Consider the following 20,147-nt stretch of genomic DNA (forward strand, 5'->3'; position numbering starts at 1 on the left):
ATCTAGAGGGGTTCAAGAATGAACATGTCGCATGGTCTCAAACAGCAACTCAATGAAAAATTACGGGACGCTCAGCTGTCCTTCTATCTACATGAAGTCGATCCTGCGGGTGGGAAACCGCCAACAGACAACACACTCCTGCCTGGAAGAACAGCCGATGAGTTATATACGCACTGGCTATTGGATGTGCAAATCAGCCAGTCCGTTCCCACCAGCCGAGTGGCGTGCGCGACAGAGAGTTTACAGCAGTACATCAATAGTATTTCTCTTGGCGTTGAGCCAGGCTACGACATTCAGGGCATGACCCCAAAACAGATTCATACTTGGGAAAACAGCCTGTACAGCTATTCTGTCTGGCACGCAAGCCAGCAACTGCGGCACTTTCCTTCTAACTATCTAAGCCCCGCGCTCCGTCAGAATAAATCAGACATTTTTCAACAATTGGAAAATGATATAAATCAATCCCGCCTACAGCAAAGCCATATCGACACCGCGGTACAACGCTACCTGGGGCGTCTTGAGGAAATCATTAACCTACACACGATCAATGGTTATATCGATGGCACTGCCGAGAACATGGCAGACAGCACCTACTATTTAATAGCAAAGTCCAAAGACAGCAATACCTATTATTACCGCTCCTTGAACATGCGTTCACCCACTTATTCAACAACCACTGAACGAGCCGCGCAGGACTCATTAAACTACCCGGCCCCAGGCGCATGGTCAGACTGGATGGATGTCCCCCTCCCTGCTTCGGAGGATATCCCGCTACAAAGTATTCGCCCTGTGTGCTTTAACAATCGTTTGTTCGTCATTTGGGCCCAATGTACAAAGCCTCAATTCAGCCACCAGGAACTGCCCGCCCTCATCGGTGAAATCGACTACAAGAACCCTGACAGACTTTTGCGTTTTGGCCGGTACTACACCCGATTACGCCTGCATTATTCGTATAAAAAACTGGATGGGAGTTGGAGTTGCCCCCAAGTGTGCATTGATGAAAACTGCACCAGCAAGTCACTGAATGCTTTAACGCCGCAAGATTTAATGTCTTCGATCCGAACGGTCGCCGTCTTGAACTCAAAAACGACGCCCGCGACTTTATTCTTAGGTTTGGCAAGCCATTTCGATGCCCAAAACCAACCGCTGCACGCCAATCACCGTACCAATGGCGCAAACTTTAACTTTTCTCATGCCGTACAGATGGACAGCCAGTTTAATATTTCTCCACTGGTCTCATCGGGATCGCTTAGCAGCTTAATCCGTTTTTTTCCAAGCTACCTGGCGGTGGACGCCAATCGCTACCTGATCACATTTGCGAAACATAACGAAGAAAACTTACAGTTCCATGCCCCCGCGAGTGACATTGTCAGTTTCAAAGCCCATAACCTGACTTCCCCCCATGTCACAGCAGACAGATGGAACTATAACGGCACACAAGACCATATCAACAATACGCCCGAGCGTATTGGTTTGACATTTAACAAAACCACATCAACGCTGGAAATCAGCTCCTCGCTGGACACATCCTTTCCCTCTATCAAAACCGTCACATTGCACACCGAAGAAGCAGCGTCAAGCCTCACCATCACGTTGGCTGTCGAGGTACCGCAAAATGGGGGAGCAAGCCGCATTGCCTTATATAAGAACTCCTCATTATCTTTACGTCACACCGACTCTGAGTCGGTATTCAATGAGCGCTTAACGCTTTCAATTACATGCAATAAAACAAAAATTGCCTTTCCCGACATCATCACCCACCTGCAAAAAAAAGAATCATCATCCATTACTGAAAGAGTTTCAAACCTGTCATATAACGGTAACGCCTTCGAAGCGTATGACCTTGAAGACCTGACAATACCGGCGATTTTTTTCAACCATTTATTTGCCACGGAAGATACCACTTACTCGGCCAAACTTTCCTTTAGTAGCGATCAAACTCATCAGCCGATCCACTTTAAGGCCCTTAGGATCAAACGCTCTAACCGGACTTACAGACAAATAATACTTACACCCCATCAAGTGGAATCATCGAGTCACTACCCAAGACACGTGCACATCACCAATACGCACCTTGTGGGAGGCCCCAATGGAATGCGCCGAAACCTGGAAGGCGGATTGACATCGTTAACAGCAGGCCAAATCCATACAGCGCAGCTGAGCATAGACCCTTATATGCTGATGCAAACCGACACCCTGAACATTCATATATTCCATGGCGTCTTGATTCGAGAACAAAATATCGACGATTCCGACTCAATCATTTTGGGGTATGCGCTCAAAGCATTTGAGGTGACGCTCAATGCCCGCGCCCGAAGCGATATACCTATGGGGCCTAAAATCAGTCGCCTTGCATCGACCGACAACGGCACAGCAGAGTTTTTGGATTTCAGCACCTCTTCCATTCCAAAGTCCGACCCGTCAAATAGCCTCAATCTGCCCTTCATACGCCTCAACACCGGCCTTGCTGATAAGTTAACCCGCGCAGCGAATGTTGATATGGCGAGTGTATTTTCCTTATCAAACCTCCCCCTGATGGACCCGTCACTCCCCCCTGGCGGCCCCCATAAACCTGCCGACTTTCATGGCGCTTACGGCAAGTACTTATGGGAGTTATTTCTTTATTTACCTTGGCTCATTACTCATCGTTTACACACCGAGCATCGCTATGCCGAGGCCGAGTCATGGCTTAAATACTTATTCGACCCCAGCCGTAATCAGCCAACTGCGGCGCATACCCAGGCCTATTGGGGGCTAACAGCACTGACGCCCGCGTACTCAGAACCCAGATATGCTCGCGACAACCCTCTGGACCCAAATCAAATTGCACTCAGCGCACCGGTCTACTTTCGTCAGGCTTTATTTTTGTTGTACGTCGATATCTTGCTCAATCGGGGAGATGCGGCTTATCGACAGATGACCGCAGAGAGCCTATCTGAAGCCAAGCTCTGGTATGTACGCGCCAAGCGTTTGCTTGGACCCTTGCCAGAGATCAGCAAGATTGAGCCGTGGTCAACTATTACGCTGGCGACATTGGCTAGCCGACCTGATAGCGCCCTGCGTGAGACGGAGCGCATGGCATTGCAACCTGATTCTGGCGTGCCGCCTCTCGCACGAGACACACTGGGCGCGCAGCACTACATGCCTCTGGACACGCCGGACTTGTGCGCCCCTATAAATAAAGACCTCTTGATGCGCTGGAAGAAAATTGACGCGCGGTTGCACAACCTGCGCCAGCATCTGGACATAACCGGTAAACCGTTACATATACCGCTGTATGTCGCACCTCTGGCACCCCGTGGGCTGCTTGCTCTTTATAGCCAAGGACACATGACAGGGAGCACGTCGAGCCGCACGCGCCAGCCTGTCCATGTGGGGCATTATCGCTTTCACGTGATCTACGCGCAGGCGATGGCCGCTGTCGACAACCTGATCCTGTTTGGCAACAGTCTGCTGTCAATGGTTGAGCGTCAGGAACAGGCCGCGCAAGTAGAGTTGCAACACCAGCATGTTTGGCAGCTTGCTGCACATGCACTCGAACATCACGCGCACAGTGTTCGGGTGGACGAACAAAACCAACTGGCGTTATTAGCCGGTCAACGAATAGTCGAAGCGCGTATCACCCACTTTGAGCGACTGCTTAAAGAGCGCATCAGTTCTGCCGAACACGTGGCGACTCAGGAACTGCAAACCAGCGCATCGTTAGAAAGCGTGGCTTTTGGACTGCAAGCCGCAGCAGGGCTGGCCATAATCCCTCCCAACATTTTTGGCACCTCCAACGGCGGATGGCGGCTTGAAGGTGGCTTCTATGCCGTCCAGGCCGGCGTGCAACTGCTGGCCAATGAAAAGCGCGCCAATGCTAATCATCTGGACCGTAATGAACTGTTCAACCGCCGTGCGCAGGAGTGGGAGCATGCGCTGGATCAGTCACGTCTTGAGTTGTCACAAGTGAAGGCGCAGGTTCAAGCGTATGCCGAACAATCCAATAGCACCCGTTTGCAATTGCAATCGACAGCCACCGCACTCAGTCAAGCCAAGATCGCCTACGACTTGCTTAATAAGCGATTCACTGCGCCTCAAATGTATCAATGGCTCAGCGCCCAGCTGTCGACATTTTATTTACAGGCCTATGACGCGGCACTTGCGCTGTGCCTGGACGCACAAGCGTGCTGGCAGTACGAACGGGCAGAGTCGAGTCGAACATTCATTCACACAGCCAATTGGAATAACCATCACCGCGGGTTCACCGCAGGGGAGACGCTAAAACTTAGCCTTATCACCATGCACACCGCCTACCTTCAACACAATCAACGCGCGCTGGAGATCACAAAAACGGTTTCATTGCGTCATTTGCAGGCAAAAGATACTTCCGCCACGTTGAACATGTCGTGGCCAGAAATCAGCGCGTCGTTGAAAACCAGGGGAACCGTTGCATTTGAACTAACCCAAGCCATGTTTGATGCCGATTATCCGGGTCATTACCTGCGACGAATTAAAAGCATCAGCGTCTCACTCCCCGCAACGCTAAGTCCTTATGAAGATATTCGCGCCACCTTGACTCAAACCTACAGCACGATTCAGACCTCGCAGAACGCTGACTTTGCTTATCCCAACCTGCGTGTCAGAGAGCAAATCGCTTTATCGACCGGATTAAATGACAACGGTTTGTTCACGCTCAACTTTGAAGGTGACGATCGATATTTGCCGTTCGAGTACACCGGGGCAGTCTCACGCTGGATCTTGTCGTTCCCTAACCCTGCCGCCCAGCAGTCGATGCTCGACTCCCTCAGTGACGTCATCGTTCATGTGCGCTATACCGCCAAAAGCGCAGGAGAGCGCGTATGACACAACAACACGCCAGCGTTGAGACTTTCATGCCGTCGCTGCCCAAGGGCGGAGGTGCCATCCAGAGCATCGGTACGGGTTGGGGTGCCACAGGGGCGACCGGTGGAGCCTCATTCAGCGTGCCTTTGCCCATTTCTTCAGGGCGGGGGTTCGCCCCAACCCTGAGTCTCAATTACAGCAGTGCACTGGGTAACGGACCTTTTGGCCTTGGCTGGACAGCATCACCCGGCAGTATCAGGCGCAACACCGATCGCGGCGCACCTGATTATGATGCAGACAAGGCGTATGTCGGCCCCGGGGGTGGCGAACTGAGTCCGGAGAAAACTGAGGCAGGGACCGTCAAAACCACATCAACGACACAATTCAACACCCTGCAACTGAACACCTCTTTTACCGTTACACGCTATTTTCCACGCGTTGAAACAACCTTTTCGCGCGTTGAACACTGGTCGTCCAGCGCCGATCCCGGGGGGTTCTGGCTGGTACAAAGTGCCGATGGAACCCTGCACTTTTATGGCAAAACCCGCAGCGCGCGGTGCTTTGACCACAGTGCAGTGCAACATGTCGCGGAGTGGTTACTTGAAGAAAGTCTGTCCCCTCTCGGTGAACAGATTTACTACGACTATAAACGTGAGGTTCCGAGCGCAGAGGCTGAGCTGCCTCGTGACTTCCGCAGCCAGTGCTATCTGAAACGGATTTGTTACGGCAACCTCCAGGCAACGTCTGACCTACAGTTGTGGTCATCTGATGTGCTCGCCGACAAACAATGGCATTTTGAAATGTGGTTTGACTACGGGGAACGCTCAACCAGCTTGAGCCAAGTACCGGGCTACACCGAGCAACAAACGTGGCAGTTACGCCCCGATCCGTTTTTTAGCTACGTGTACGGCTTTGAGCTGGGAAGCCGTCGCCTGTGCAAACAAATTCTCACGTTCCATTATTTCCCCCTGGAAACAGCGCTGGGGCCAGAACCTGTGCTGGTAAAGCGCATGCTCCTTGAATATAAAACCAGCGGGCTGGGGGCCAGCTTTCTGAGCGCGTTCCATAGCCAAGCCTTCGATGCGGCGGGTGTTACCAAGTACTGGCCGCCGCTGGAGCTGACCTACAGCTCATTCGAGCTAACGGCTGACCCGGCGCGGTATCTGCCTTTTCAAGCCCTGCAAGGGCCAGGCGATGGGCAACGCTATCAAATGGTCGACTTGTACAGTGACGGCTTGCCGGGTGTGCTTTATGGTCACGACAGACTGTGGCAATACCGTGAACCCGTCAGAGACACTCATGGGGCTCACACCGATGCGGTGGTGTACGGCCCGCTGCAAACGTTGCCCACGATGCCTGTCAGCGATAGCCGTGAATCCTTGCGCCAGCGGTTGGCCGACCTCAATGGTGATGGGCAGTTGGACTGGATCCTCGCCCAACCCGACATGAGTGGTTTTTTCACTTTGAACTCGCGCAGGCGCTGGTCGGATTTCGCGACGTTCGCGGCGCTTCCCGTGGAGTTCTTTCACCCTCAGGGGCAACTGGCCGACCTGATGGGCAATGGTATTCACGACCTTGCCCTTATTGGTACCCGCAGTGTCCGGCTCTACATCAATCAAGGGGATCAGGGGTTTACGCCTGGGCGTGAAGTCCCTCACCCAGTGGATGATGATGCGCTGCCAGTAATCGGTCATTCACCCTCAGAACTGGTGGCCTTCAGCGACATTCTGGGTAGCGGGCAACAACACTTGATTCGTATTCGCCACAACGAAGTAAAGTGCTGGCCAAACCTGGGTCGCGGGCGTTTCGGCAAGGGCTTTGTGTTTGCCCGCCTGCCTTTCAGTTACGCGCAGTTTGATGCTTCACGGGTTGTAATGGCTGATCTGGATGGCTCAGGCGCCGTGGATTTGATTTACCTTGAGCCCGAACACGCGTTGATTTTCATGAACCTGTTTGGCAATGGCCTTGAAGCCTCCCCCCTGCATTTGCCATGGCCTCAAGGCGCGCGTTATGACAGCAGCTGCCGGGTCAGCACCGCAGACCTTCAAGGGTTGGGATGTTCGAGCCTGATTGTGTCGATCCCCCATGCCACGCCTGCACATTGGCGTTACGACTTTGTCAGCAGCAAGCCATATTTACTTACTGCCAGCGATAACAATATGGGCGCCAGTGGCACATTGACTTACCGCAGCAGTGCCCAAGAGTGGCTGGACGAAAAACAAGAGCGCTCACAAGCAAAAAAGCCTTCAATTTGTGGTGTCCCCTTCCCATTGCATCTGGTGACCCAACAGCAACAACACGATGCCATAAGCGGCAACCGCTTAACCCGGCGATTCCAATACCGCGAAGGTTATTACAATGGGCACGAACGCAAGTTCCAGGGCTTCGGCTTGCTGCTAGAGACCGATACAGATACGCAGCAATCCGCCACTCTCACCACAACTGCTCAGCACACTGAACCTCTCATGAGCAAAACCTGGTTCCACACCGGCAAGGCGACGGACCTGCTGCGCAGTGATTACTTCAGCCTGGATGCAAACGCTCATCCACTGGGGTACACAGCATTCAGCCGTCTGTCCGGCGATCAATCACACGACACACTCATTAAAGCCTCTGGTATCGCGGACGTTGTGCAGGAGATCAATCATGCACTGGCTGGCTTGGTATTACGCCAAGAGGTATATGCCGCCAAAGACCCGCGCTCTACAGCCGTCCCCTACTCAGTCAGCCAGCAGCGCTACCTGATACGCCAGGTCAACAATCACGCCTCCATGCTGGCACTGAACCTTGAGACCATCAGTTACCGCTACGAACGTGAGGCCGCTGATCCCGCCTGCCAGCACACGATCAATTTGCGCTGGGATGCTTATGGCGATTTGACGCACAGCGTCACGGTACATTACGCACGCCGTAAAACACCTCTCGATGCCTCTCCATTCACAGATACCTATCAGGCACAGTGGTGGCAGGACACTCATGACTCAGCGCAACAGTCGTATTACCTGACAGAGACCAGAAGCCAGTCGATTCATCTGGACAATCCTCAGCGTTGGCGTTTGCACTTGCCCTACCGGCAGCGAACCAACGCTCTGGTACTTGCCAAAGGCAACACCCCCCAAGCATTGACCCCCCAGCGAATCAGTTATGAGCACTTCATTGATGAGCACGCTGACGCGCCTCTGGGAGTTCAAGCGCAACGCACATTGGTAAGTTTGTCTACGCAATATTACCGAGGTGTTCAAGCCTCTAAAGCGCTCCCTTCCGGGCAAGCCAGTTTTCAGGCCTTGGCCGATCACACTGAAACAGCGGAACTTGATGAGCATTCGCTTAAAGCCTACGAAGACATCCCGCAGCTGCCTGGCGCCGAACCTTTCGACCTGGAGAGCGCTCTGACGCAAGCGCACTATCATCGGATGTCACTGTTTTTACCTGAACCCGCGACCGCGACACCCATTTGGTCTATCAAAAAAAACTTTACCCGTTACAACGCCGCACAAGGTTTTTACCGGGCATACGGTGTTCGCCCAACCCAAAGTCATGGCGTAACCCATTTCCAGCACGATCGCTACTACTGTCAGATCGCCTCTGTCAAAACCGCGGATGGCTGCATGACGAAAGTCCAATACGACTATCGACTGTTACTGCCTGTAAACATCACCGACCCGCAAGGCACTCAGCAACAAGCACGGTATGACGCGTTTGGCCAATTACGCGCCACCAGTTTTTTCGGTCAGGAACGCGGTCAGCCCGCAGGCTTCAAGCCCTTGTCAGACTACCGCCCCCCTGAAGACGACAGCCCGGACAACGCAATCAAAAACCCTGAAAGCGCGCTATTGAACGCTGCCACCGCCAGCTTCTACAACCCGTTCAGCTGGATGGGGTATGTACCTCCCTCTGCCCAACGTCTGCACTGGATCACTCAAGGCTACTTGCTGCCCAACGGATACGTTCGCGAGCATGCACGCAACCTGACACTGGACATGGGTAACCCCAGCGATAAGCAGTTTTATGATCAGCTACAAAAAACTCAGCGTGAGCCGGTGCATTCAGTCGTGTTGCAGGCAGATCGATACCCCGCCAACGCCGATGAGCCAGCTCCCCTTATCCGCATCAACCTGAGCTGTAGCGATGGGTTTGGCCGACTCCTGCAAACCAAGCAGCTAGCCCCTGGCGGCATTGCGTACAAGGTCAATACCGACGGAGCACTTGAAGTGGACTCAGCGGGCAAGCCTGCGCTTGAGCAGAGTGAACGGCGCTGGCGGGTGAGTAGCAGGGTCGAATACAACAACAAAGGTCTGGCCATTCGCAACTATCGCCCTTACTTCGCCGACCAGCATCGCTACATCAAGGATGAGTCACTGCGCAAGAGCGGTTACAGCGATCAAGTGTTCTACGATGCGTTGGGTCGTCCAACGCACACCCTCAATGCGCGCGGCGATTTGAGCCGGCAAACCTATTGCACGTGGTACACCATTTCAGAAGACGAAAACGACACCTACGGCCTGGAGCAGAATCTCCCGAGCGACTAGCCAACATGGCCCAACCCGGCAACCGTCAAAGATGCTCATGGCGGTTGCCGGCTAAACCGATTTCGCTGGTCATCAGTGCGGGTTGCGGATGCCGGCCACCCGGTAGCGATTACCGCCCAGGCGCTCAAACATCAATCGATACGCCCCGCGCCCACGCGTGCGCCTGTATCCGTGCAGATCAGCAGACCACAGAGCATCCGCATGTTGATGCCAGTTGACTGCGCGGAAACGCCCTTGACGAACATGACTGATGGCCAAAGCAATACTGCGTCCTTCGGCCCCTACAAGCAGGTGAGCGACAGCCGAATCGTCAACACTTATTGCCGCAGGCTCTTCGGTTAGCGCTTGGGCAGAGGTCTGAGGCTCTGAACTTGGCAGATGCGCAGCTTGCTTTTGCAGGCGCTGACGCGACAGTTTCGTCAACGGAACGACTTCGTGCGCGCCACTGCCACCGAGGACCGAGGTACTGGGGGCTTGGGACACGTTGCGCGCACGAAGCAAAACGCTGTGTACACCCAGCTGTCTTAGTTTTTGGCTGGGTGGCCTGCCTGTCGACACCGCCGTGAGCAAACTGTTTTTGGTGGCGATAGGTCCGACATACCCGTAAATATCACCGGAGGCCGTGGGATGAATCGCCATGGTTAACCCCAGGTCGGCAGAACTTCGTCTGTTGTAGAAAAAGTTCACCAATTTGACGGTCTCCGCATTACTCAAGCCGCCTTGCTGAGCGAGCTTCAAGGCGTCGTTAGTCACATCCGAGGCAAACTCAATTTCCTCTGCTTGCGCCTCACTCTGACTCAACAGTGGCTGTTGCTCCGGTGCTATGAACTCTTGTAAGCGGTTCAAGACAAACAGGACGGACATCGACAACGCTCCCACACTGGCTCCCGAGACCGCCGCATCAAAAAATGCCCCCAAAACAAAACCCAGCAGGGCAAACAAGACGATCAGGGACAAGCCTGCAATCACTCGGTAGCCTTGGGGAATCTCGTCTTGCAGGCCGCTACGGTCAACCCGGCTCATCGGGTTGTTGCCGACCATGGCATACCTGTTCAATCCGTCGACATCTCCGGCCGGGTCAGCACTGACCCAGCGGTGCAGCCAGGGCGCATAGTAACGAAACCCGTAGTAGTACAAGCCTGTGGCATCCCGCTCTTTGCCTGAATAGCGCCGGGTTTTGAGCGTAGCCTCAAACACACTGTTAGCTGCTCGCCACGCCGTTGCTCCAAACGGATAGAAACATTCATGGCTGAGCAGTGCCGCCTGCTCATCCAACTCAAGTACAGCGCTGCCTAAGTGGTCGGACACGCTAAAACGCAATTGCTCATCTTCAACGCCTTGGGGTAATCCCTGCGCCCACTTCAGTGCTCTGACGCTGCTACGCCCCGCTTGCAGCGTAGACACGCTTAACTGCTCCCCCGTTACTTGATTGCGTTGCAGCTCAAGCCCTGGCAAATAACGTACTTCGCTCACATGCTTAAGCGCCTTGGCGCGACTGACTCGACGCTTGATCGTACGCAGCCCTTGGCCGTCGTAGTAGTAAGTTTCGTCGTCGTCCTCGCCCTCATCACGTTGCACGTTCGTTACCCGCTGCAACTGATTGCGTACATTCCAGTCCATGGCCTGGCCGCGGGTTAGCGCCAGAAGATTTCCACAGGGATCAAAGTCGCTGTGTGACGCTGGCGATGCAGGGTCCACTACCCACTGTGCGCGATTACTGTTTTGCGCTACAGACAGGCGCTGTGTGTAGCCTTGACCCGATGAGGGGACGTGCTGCATCTGCACCAGGTTTGCACCTGCGTCATAGTGATAGTGGCGCGAGTAATTACGCAGCAACGTTGGGTCAGCCGAACCCGGCAGCAAAGCCGCAGGTAGCGTCCTGCCACCTGCGTGGTGAGCATTTTCTCGGCCCGTGGCTTTGATCAATTGATAAAGGGTGTCGTAGGTGAATGTATTTAACGCCTCAATGGTTGAGTTGTTTGCCCACGTAGTGGGCTGAGCATTATCAAGAATACTCAGTACGTTGCCGACCCGGTCATAGCTATAGACCAGATCCTGGAGCATGGCTCGGCGCGTGCCCTTGCGATACGCCGCCAAACGTTGCAATTGGCCGTCACTCTCAGAATAGGTGGCCTCTGTCACAACACCATTACCTGCGTGTTCAGCCGTCACCTGGCCTGCGGCGTTGTAAGTCAACTGATCAACCAATAACGTCCGTTTGCCACTTTTAAGACGTAGATAAACACTGGCTTGCTGACCCGCTACGCCGTAATCGATTTGCTGCTTGTTACCTTGCGCATCCAACTGCTCAATTACATCTCCCAACGCGTTGTAGTGCCAAGTTGTTGAGTAACGCTCAGGTTCCAGTTGCTGGTCGCGAAGGCTGGACTCCTCAGGCCAGTCAACCTTCTCAGGCGTAAGGCAAAAACGTCGAGATTGAAGCGTCACCACGCCCGATAACGCGTATTCCTCATGGAGAACACTGCCTGAAGGGTCGTCATGGCGAATAAGCCGGCCACAGCGATTGCCTTTGGCGTCATCGTCGTCGGTGTGGGCATACACAAAACGCTCAATGCAACGCGCCAGCGGCTCATCACTGCGCTGTTCATGTATGACCTTGGGCCTGGACTGTGTGTCGTATTCGAAATGCTGGTGAGCACCCCGTGCGTTCCAGAGGTCAAGCGGCTGTAATGCCGACCCAAACAGCGCAATCCGCCAACCGCTGTCCACACTGTCGATACGCAACGGCTGGCCTGAAAGACTTGAGATAACCCGCTGATTAGGCGGCGATGCGCGGCGCGCCGTGCCACGCAGGCTGCCTAAACGCGGGTCCCACTGCTGGCTCAAAAAGCCATTCGCGCCATACAGTGATTGATGAATACGGGACTGAGGGACCTCCTGCGACGCTTTGCGGTAGTAGCCCACACTACGAACGCTCAAACCTCGGGGGTCAATCGCCGTCAGTGACGGCGTGTGGTGATGTAAAGATGACATGACGTCAGACCTGTTTTACGCAATAGAAGAAAAAGGCTATTACTGCGGTCACGGTCAAAGGTGGTCATATTGTAGTTTTCGTTGGCCCTTCTTATGGGAAGGGGTATTTCACGCTCGAGTGGGGCGCCACAGTCGTGAAATATTGCTGAAGCCCGCTCTGGCAGTTTGCAAGAGTATCCCCCGCACCTCAGTGATTGCCGATACGATGCCACGCGCAACCCCCACCCAAGTGCGCGTGCGAGCGCTCTGCGCATCTGGAGGTGAGCCTGTGGCATAGGCGGCAACCGCCTCAATCCCCACACCCGCCCAATACGTCCATGTTTGATTGAACATTCGACTCAGTCCGCCGTGCAGCGTGTCGATCGCAGGAGGGAGTTGAAGGGTTTGTTGATGCCGTTCAAGCCGCACCGAGGAATGGCCACTGCGGATAATGGAGCCTGCTGCGGCATCGTAAGCTTCTATCAGGGGGCCAATATTAGGGATCAGCGGAGCAGGTATAGCGCCAGAAAAAATGGCGTTGGGCACCGTTGCCAAACCATAGGCCGCAGAGGCCAGCAATGTTCTTGGCACCCTTGCGCCAACCGGTGTTTGCCCCCAGGACGCGCTATCACCCAGGCCACGCAGCGCCTGCTGCATTATTTCGCGTGAAAAAGCACGCAGATGGCCACCAAGTCGTTGTCGCGCCACCGGGTCCCACACGAGGGCTGTGTCCCCCGCCTCAACGTCCGCGCGATGCTCAAACCCTAGATCGGAGGAAGCTGCGACTGCAAAACCAATGAATGGGCTCCAGCGCACTACATTCCCCCAATAAGCCACTCGTCATATGCAACATGGCGAGGGCATCAAGTAAAGCCACCGTGCTTCTCAAGGCGTTGTTAAGTGCCGCAGTGGGCTGTACCCCCTCAAAAAGAGCAACATCCAGGCCTGTACTCAAGGCGTTGCTGATGTAGGTCGACAGGGCGTCACGAATGGCCGCCGAGCTTGCGATTTGCACCCGAGACCGAACCACACTCGACACCTGTGCAGTAAAGCTGCGCAAGGACACTGTGCGGCTTTTGGGGGCCGCCACATCATTGCTTTGCAAGCCTTGGGCGTCACTGCGACTGACCGGGTTACCGTTCGCCATGCAATACAAATTCAAACCGTCAACGTCACCGGCCGGGTCAGCGCTGATCCAGCGAAATAGCCAGGGCGCGTAATAACGATAACCAAAGTAGTACAAGCCACTGGCATCGCGCTCCTTGCCCGAAAAGCGCAACGTTTTATACGTGGCTTCAATGGCGTTTTTAGAAGCCAGCCATGAGGTGCCGCCATACGGGTAGTAGTCCTCCTGGCTAAGCAGACGCGCGTCTTGATCCAGCTCCAATGTGCGACTGCCCAAATGCGTCGAAAGGCTGTAACGCATCTGGCCCTCCTGCATACCTGAAGGCATGCCTTGCTCCCACAATAGAACTCGAACGCTGCCAAGGTCGCCCTCTACCGTCACAACATTCAACCATTCGCCTGTGGCGCTGTTGCGCCTGATCTCCAGCCCCGGCAAGTAGCGGATCTCACAAAGGTGAACCTTTCGATGAGCGTTATACACGCGTGCTTTGAGTATTCGCTGGCCGCTTGCATCGTAGCGATAGACTTCGTCATCGTTTGCCCCATCCTCGCGAACCACTTGAGTCACACGCTGTAATTGGTCGCGCAACGTCCAGTGCAAGGCTTGACCTTGTTGAAGAAATTGCTGGTTACCATTGAGATCAAACCCGCTACCTAACCGTGGTAACGAGGAAAAATCCGCGTCCTGGGCCAAGCTGTGGTTGCTCGTGTTTGAGACGCTCATGCGCCGCGTATAGCCGCTACCTTGCGTGGGCACATGACGCAGAGAAACAAGATTGCCGCCTGCATCGTAGGTGTAGTTTTGGCGATAGTGCCGGCAACGCTGGGCAATACTCGCACCGAAATCCACTCGCCCCGGCAAGCCCGGACCGTGGCCTTGATGGGCATTCTCACGTCCGGTCGCCGTTATCAATTGATAGAGCGTGTCGTATGAATAGGTACAGGACGACTCGATTTGCGTGTTGTCCAGCCACTGCGTCTGTTGTGCTGCATCACGAATGCTCAGTACTTGCCCAATGGGGTCGTAGGTATAACTCAGGTCCTGCAAGGCCAAATCAAGCTGGCCATTACGGTAAGTTGTACACCTTAGCAACTGATCCGTAGCCACATCGTAAGCCAGCACACTGCGCATGCCATTCCCCGCATACTCCCTCTCAACGTTCCCGCTGGCGCTGTAATGACGCTGCTGCAGCACCGTGCGCCTCACCCCCCTATTCAACGTGACCGCCAGCGATGCCAACAAACCATCCACCCCATAACGTGGCTCTTGTCGATAGCCCTTGGCATCTGTCTGAACCATTAATTGCCCCAAGGCGCCGTATTGCCATTGAGTGGCATAAGTGTGGTCTTCAAGCGTCAGATCTCGTAGCGCTGGCGACAAGGGCCAGTCCACTTCCCCAGCTAAATCCCGGCAAAATCGTCGCGACTGCGCCGTGGTGTTTCCCCACAGATCGTAGTGCTCATACAGTAACGTCCCCGCGGGATCATCATGACGGCGCAAACGGCCACAGCCGTTGCCCGCCTCCTTTTCAGCGGTTGCTTGGGCATAGCTCAAGCGCTCTGTGCACCTTGGCTGCGGCGCATTGGCGGGTTGTTCAAATACCGCCGTCAGACGCACAAGCGCATCGTATTCATAGCGGTGTCGGGTGCCAGCACCATCCCAGCGATCCAGCACCTGATGACTCGACCCTACCCAGACAATACGCGGCCCTTGGTCCACATTACGGCAGCACAACACGCTGCCCGAGAGTGAGAAAACAGTCAGTTGATTGGGTTGGATACTCGGGTCTTTGTCGTGCAATGCGCCCAAGCGCGCGTCCCATTGTTCACATAGAAAGCCTGAAGCAGTGTAAGACTGCCGGCTTATACGTGCCTCAGGAGGTTGCGCTGTTGAACGACGGTGGTATGCCACGCAACGCACTTCTAAACCGCGCGGATCGCAAGCGCTGAGCGAAGGGGTATGGTGATGCAAATGGTGGGGCATGATCGGACTCCTGAACTGCACAATGATTAAAAAGTGTAGATATCAAGCTTCAGCGTCATGCCCTATTCGGTACGCGTTTTGTTATGAAAAACGGGCAGTTACAACATATTCAGATCATTCACAGCTGATGGGTTGTTGGGTCTTACAGCGCGAAGAGGACAACGCGCGTAGCTCTTAATTTTCAGGCTGGCTAACCACTTGCAATGCTTGTTCAAACAGGTCGTTGATGGCCTCGACTTTAAATTTTTGCGCTGAGACTTTAGTAATGGGACGGCCCAGATCAAGCACCGCGGCATGGAGGGGCGAGTTGAAGTTCACCGTGCTGAGTTCTACTCCCTGCCCCTTCAAAAACTCTCGCAATTTATAGGTATCGAGATACCAGGCGCGCAAATTTTCATTTCCGTTGTACAGGCCCTTGATTTTGAAAAGCTCGATGTTTTTATCCTTGAAGGGGTCATTTTGTGGCACCACATCAAAGGTAAGCGTTTGAGCCTCGTTACCGTCAGGCACAAACCCGACCCTGAACACACTCGCGCCCTCAAGGCTGTCGATATAAGGATTCATGTGGCCGAGCATGGAGCTGTTTCTTTTGTGTTTTTGATTACAGATCGATCCCGCCGGGATCAAATTGAACAAAGAAATCGCCAGGAACGGGAAGCGCGTCTTGGGATAGAAATGATCAAGGTCAGGGCGTACCAAAATAGCGGAATACGTCTGGATCTCCTCCAACGCGCAATAGGGACAGACCGTCAGGGCGAGTTGGCCAGTAATCGCCATACCAAATCGCTCTGAGACAGCTTCGTAATCAAAACAATCTTTGAACACCTGTATCCAGGTTGGAAAGCGCTCTTTATCGGCGTCGGTAACTTGCGAGTGACCGCGCTTGGCGTTTTCTAACCGACACAGGTAGCGCTTTTTTTTATGCCGCGCCAGGCCGGACTCCAACTGTTCCAGAATATGAGGCGTTAAACACAGCGTGTAGCGTGTGGTTAAAATCCGCAGTTCGGCAATGGCTTTATTCACAGCCAGATCAAAAGTAGCTTTGCCAGCCGGCGACTGGATATCGAGGTTAACGGCATCGAACACCAGGTCCGATTCCCTCAGCAGATAGGCGTAACAATACCGTTCGGCAAGCATCGGAAACAAGGCAAACAGTTCTTCAATTTTGGTTTCAAACAGCGCGGGTGGAGCAATCAACAGCCCCCTCAAGTAGTCTTTAGTGAACACCCCTCGCACCTTGGCCTGCTCGTCGAGAGGGACCTTGTTGAGCAGGTTAACTATTTTGGGATACAGCACATCTTCCAAAGCGTACTCAACGTACGCCTGGATGAATGCATCCGCGTAGACTTTATTGATTTTGATCATGATAGAGAAAATAGTTCTTGATAGGCGTGCCCGGCAGTTTTTCAATCAGCGTGCGGTCTTGGGAAGTTAATTGCCCTTGTTTGGCTGCCTGCAACAAGTGCGCGATTTTTCGCTGTGCGTGCTCACCAAAGGTCGATGTCAGGTGCATGCCATTCATATAAATATCGGCAATGCTATTACCAAATCCAGAGGACGGGATCACTTCAATATCGCCGTCTTCATTTTTGGCGAGCGACACAATATCGTCAGGCAAAAAGTCACTGATCATGATCGGCGAATGGGTGCAGATAATAACCTGAGGCTTTCTGACACCTCGGCTCTGCTCCAAGTACCCGAGGTGAGATAAAAACTCATGCAAAAACGTCCGTTGCCATTCGGGGTGTAAATAGAGGTCGGCCTCGTCCAGCAGAAAAATATGATTGGCTTGGGGTGAGGCCGTCTTTAAATAGTGATAGCTCTCGGAGAATACATGCGCACGTGCCAGCTCTCCACTGCTAATTCCTCGCCAACCCCACTTTATGTTTGCAGCGATATTTGCAGGCAATCGCTGGATGACCTCGGTCAACTCTTCGATGGTCGCATAGTCATCTGTCTTGACCCTGCGCAAGTTCAGATATTCTCCGTCATAACAATGGTCAATTATAAGGGTGGCTATCCGTTCAAATATATTGAGATAGCCTTCCAGCACCTTATTCATGTGTTCGACGCGAAGTCCATTTTTGGAAAAGCGTACCCACTCTGAATAGGCCATCTGCTGCAGCGCTCGCCTCAAACAATTAGAGACGCTCAAGCGGTCAGCGTTATCCCTTATCACAACACTGTACTGATGAAGCAAGCGAGACAAAACATCGTCTTGTGCGCCCGACACTTTACTGAGTGCACTGAGGATCGAGAGTACGTTCATACCCAACAGGCGTTGGAACACGCTAGGTACGCCGATACTCAATTCACTCAATACGGGTGAATAATCGATATGTTCCCATTTGGAAAGCAGTTCATCACTGTGTTTAGTCGTTGCTGGGTCTCGCCGAACAACACGCTCAACAATACTCAAGGAAGACGATGAAAACGTGAATTCGAAACTGACCCGTTCCATGAACTCATCACGATCAGAGGCATTATTGAAATAACTTAACAGCTTCTCAAAGTAACGCTTTTTACGGGGCGTACTTTTCACATTCTCCCGAACACTTAAATCATGAATGAATTTCGGGGTCTTGGTTTTGGAGAAATTCAATCCACCGTATTCACCGGAAAGCGTATTGATTTTTACAACATGCAAGTTGTTATCGAACAGAAACAACTGATTGTCTGGCACATGAAAAATCTCGGCATCTGACTCGACCCACCCCAGCTCGTCAATTGTCATGTTGATCTTGCATAAGTGATAGCGGGCCTCAACACGATCAAAAAACACCACCAGCGCTCTGGAGTCACTCTCACCACTGAGCAACTCCAGCACTTCCAGTGAGCTGCTCTTGCCCGCGCCATTAGGCCCAATCACGGCCGTACAATGATGATCATTGTAAAACCACGTCGTCTCTTCTTTTTTAAACAGCTTTAAACAACCCAGATTGTAAGTGCAGTTAAAACTGCCATTAATAGGAATATTAAGGTTCTTTAACGCCTTATGTTCCGCTACAAAAATATGGACCAAAATCATTGCCGTATCCATTGTAAGTAAGGCAAAAGACGGCGTCTTGCCCCCCCTTCCTCAGCCATCAATCCTTGGCATGCCAGACACATGCGAATAATGGCATTTTACAATCAACCATAAAAAAAGTGCTACGGCCCACCGTCACGGCAGAGCCGCTGTGCTCAGCGGCCCTTTCCTGTTGACTTACTGGCTTACCACCGTGCCATCCAGTGCGCGTATTTGCTTAATCACTGCGTTAGCGCGGTTGACCAGCACGTAATGGCGGCTGAACTCGACCCATTGGGCGCCTACGTCAGGTTCTGGCAAGCCTTTGGCTTTCCAGTTTTTAAGCGCATTTTCCTCGCGGGTGTATTGATCAGGCGCCTTGTCACCGCTGGTGTAGCACGTGTGGTGATCCATGGATGTGGCCAATATGGAGCCTTTCTTGCAATCGCTGGCGGTGTCATCTGCGGCCTGCACAACAAAAGGTGCTGCGCATAAAAAGCCGGCAATGAGTGATGCACAAAGGGTATTTCGCATGGTTAACCTCTTTAGGACGCAATGGACCGTATTCATGCCTGTGCTGCTGCAATGAGCGTCAGGCTTGAGGGGTAGACCCTTACAGCGCGCCAGAGTGCCGAACTTTCATTAATGATCAGGCATCACCGCCTTTGGCTTGGGTATGCAACAGAGTATCGAGGAACATTGCCAGTCCCACTTCCTGCACTTTTAGCCCTTTGCGTACCCTTGGCGTGGGCAGATCCGCCAGTGCGCCTGATATAAACCCCTCCAGCACGGCCGGGTGGATATAGCACTTGCGACACACCGCCGGGGTGTTTCCCAAGTGTTTAGCGACGTTTTTCACCATATCAACCACGTAGCGTTTGGCGTCTGCCTCAGGCTCCCATTGCAAACCTCGCAAGACTGATAGCGCTAATGCGCTGCCGGCCCAGGTGCGAAAGTCCTTGGCGGTGAAATCAGCGCCGGTCAAGGTGTGCAGATAGGCGTTAACGTCAGAGGACGTGATGCTGTGGCGTACCCCTTCTTCGTCCAGATACTGAAACAGGTTTTGCCCTGGAATCTCCAGGCAACGTTTGATGATCCCCGCCAGCCTGCGGTCCTTGACTGAGATTTGATGCTCGACTCCGCTTTTGCCGCGAAACTGAAATTTAATCGTGCTGCCACTGACCTCAACATGGCGGCTGCGCAAGGTCGTCAGCCCAAAAGAGCGATTGTCTTTGGCGTATTGGGTATTACCGACGCGGATGAGGGTCGCGTCGAGCAAAGTGATGACCGTGGCCATCACCTTGTCCCGACTGAAGCCCGGTGTGGCGAGGCGCGCTTCCAATTGCTTGCGCAGCTTGGGCAGGGCCCGCCCGAATTCGCGCAGACGGGAGTATTTACTGGCATCGCGCACTTCACGCCAGCGCGTGTGATAGCGGTATTGCTTGCGCCCTCGGGCATCACGCCCCGTGGCTTGAAGATGCCCGCGTGGATCGGCGCAGATCCATACCTCGATATACGCGGGCGGCACCGCAAGGGCATTGATACGTTTGATTTCGCCCGGATCAACAATGCGTCGGCCTTCGGGATCGAAATAACGAAATTTCCCACGCGACCTTTTGCGGGTGATTCCAGGCTGCGTGTCGTCGACATAATGCAGGTCGTGGGGCAACACATCAGGGAACGGTATCTCGGGCATGGCAGCGAT

General features: G+C 53.5%; 8 protein-coding genes. 2 read left to right on the forward strand and 6 right to left on the reverse strand.

Annotated features, from left to right (window positions below; all coding sequences use genetic code 11):
* Positions 1-18 precede the first annotated feature (18 nt).
* Positions 19-4,845 carry a neuraminidase-like domain-containing protein gene (locus ACP7A4_RS19535; RefSeq protein WP_426247991.1) on the forward strand — a complete coding sequence of 1,609 codons (4,827 nt, stop codon included), beginning with the start codon at positions 19-21 and terminating at the stop codon, positions 4,843-4,845.
* Positions 4,842-9,353, forward strand: a complete 4,512-nt coding sequence (locus ACP7A4_RS19540) for a SpvB/TcaC N-terminal domain-containing protein (RefSeq protein WP_426247992.1) — start codon at positions 4,842-4,844, stop codon at positions 9,351-9,353. Before ACP7A4_RS19535 ends, ACP7A4_RS19540 begins: the two co-directional genes overlap by 4 nt.
* A 72-nt stretch (positions 9,354-9,425) precedes the next feature.
* On the opposite strand, the gene ACP7A4_RS19545 is transcribed toward ACP7A4_RS19540, so the two are convergent.
* The 6 genes from ACP7A4_RS19545 to ACP7A4_RS19570 form a co-directional block, all read right to left on the reverse strand.
* Positions 9,426-12,347: an RHS repeat-associated core domain-containing protein gene (locus ACP7A4_RS19545; protein ID WP_426247993.1), complete on the reverse strand. Its 2,922-nt coding sequence runs from the start codon at positions 12,345-12,347 to the stop codon at positions 9,426-9,428.
* A gap of 736 nt (positions 12,348-13,083) precedes the next feature.
* The gene (locus ACP7A4_RS19550) at positions 13,084-15,261 is read right to left on the reverse strand and encodes an RHS repeat-associated core domain-containing protein (protein ID WP_426247994.1); all 2,178 of its coding nucleotides are present in this window, start codon (positions 15,259-15,261) and stop codon (positions 13,084-13,086) included.
* A 348-nt stretch (positions 15,262-15,609) separates the two neighbouring features.
* Positions 15,610-16,800, reverse strand: coding sequence for a hypothetical protein (locus tag ACP7A4_RS19555; RefSeq protein WP_426247995.1), 1,191 nt, complete (start codon positions 16,798-16,800; stop codon positions 15,610-15,612).
* Positions 16,784-18,463, reverse strand: coding sequence for an AAA family ATPase (locus ACP7A4_RS19560; RefSeq protein ID WP_426247996.1), 1,680 nt, complete (start codon positions 18,461-18,463; stop codon positions 16,784-16,786). Before ACP7A4_RS19560 ends, ACP7A4_RS19555 begins: the two co-directional genes overlap by 17 nt.
* Positions 18,464-18,640: 177 nt before the next feature.
* Entirely contained in the window at positions 18,641-18,976 is a 336-nt protein-coding gene (locus ACP7A4_RS19565) for an RcnB family protein (protein WP_059762327.1), read from the reverse strand.
* A 115-nt stretch (positions 18,977-19,091) separates the two neighbouring features.
* Complete coding sequence (locus ACP7A4_RS19570) at positions 19,092-20,138, reverse strand: DNA topoisomerase IB (RefSeq protein ID WP_426247997.1); 1,047 nt, start codon at positions 20,136-20,138, stop codon at positions 19,092-19,094.
* Between the last annotated feature and the right edge of the window lie 9 nt (positions 20,139-20,147).

The sequence above is a fragment of the Pseudomonas sp. TWR3-1-1 genome, from assembly GCF_049896545.1.
In the GTDB taxonomy this organism is placed as follows: Bacteria; Pseudomonadota; Gammaproteobacteria; order Pseudomonadales; family Pseudomonadaceae; genus Aquipseudomonas; species Aquipseudomonas weihenstephanensis.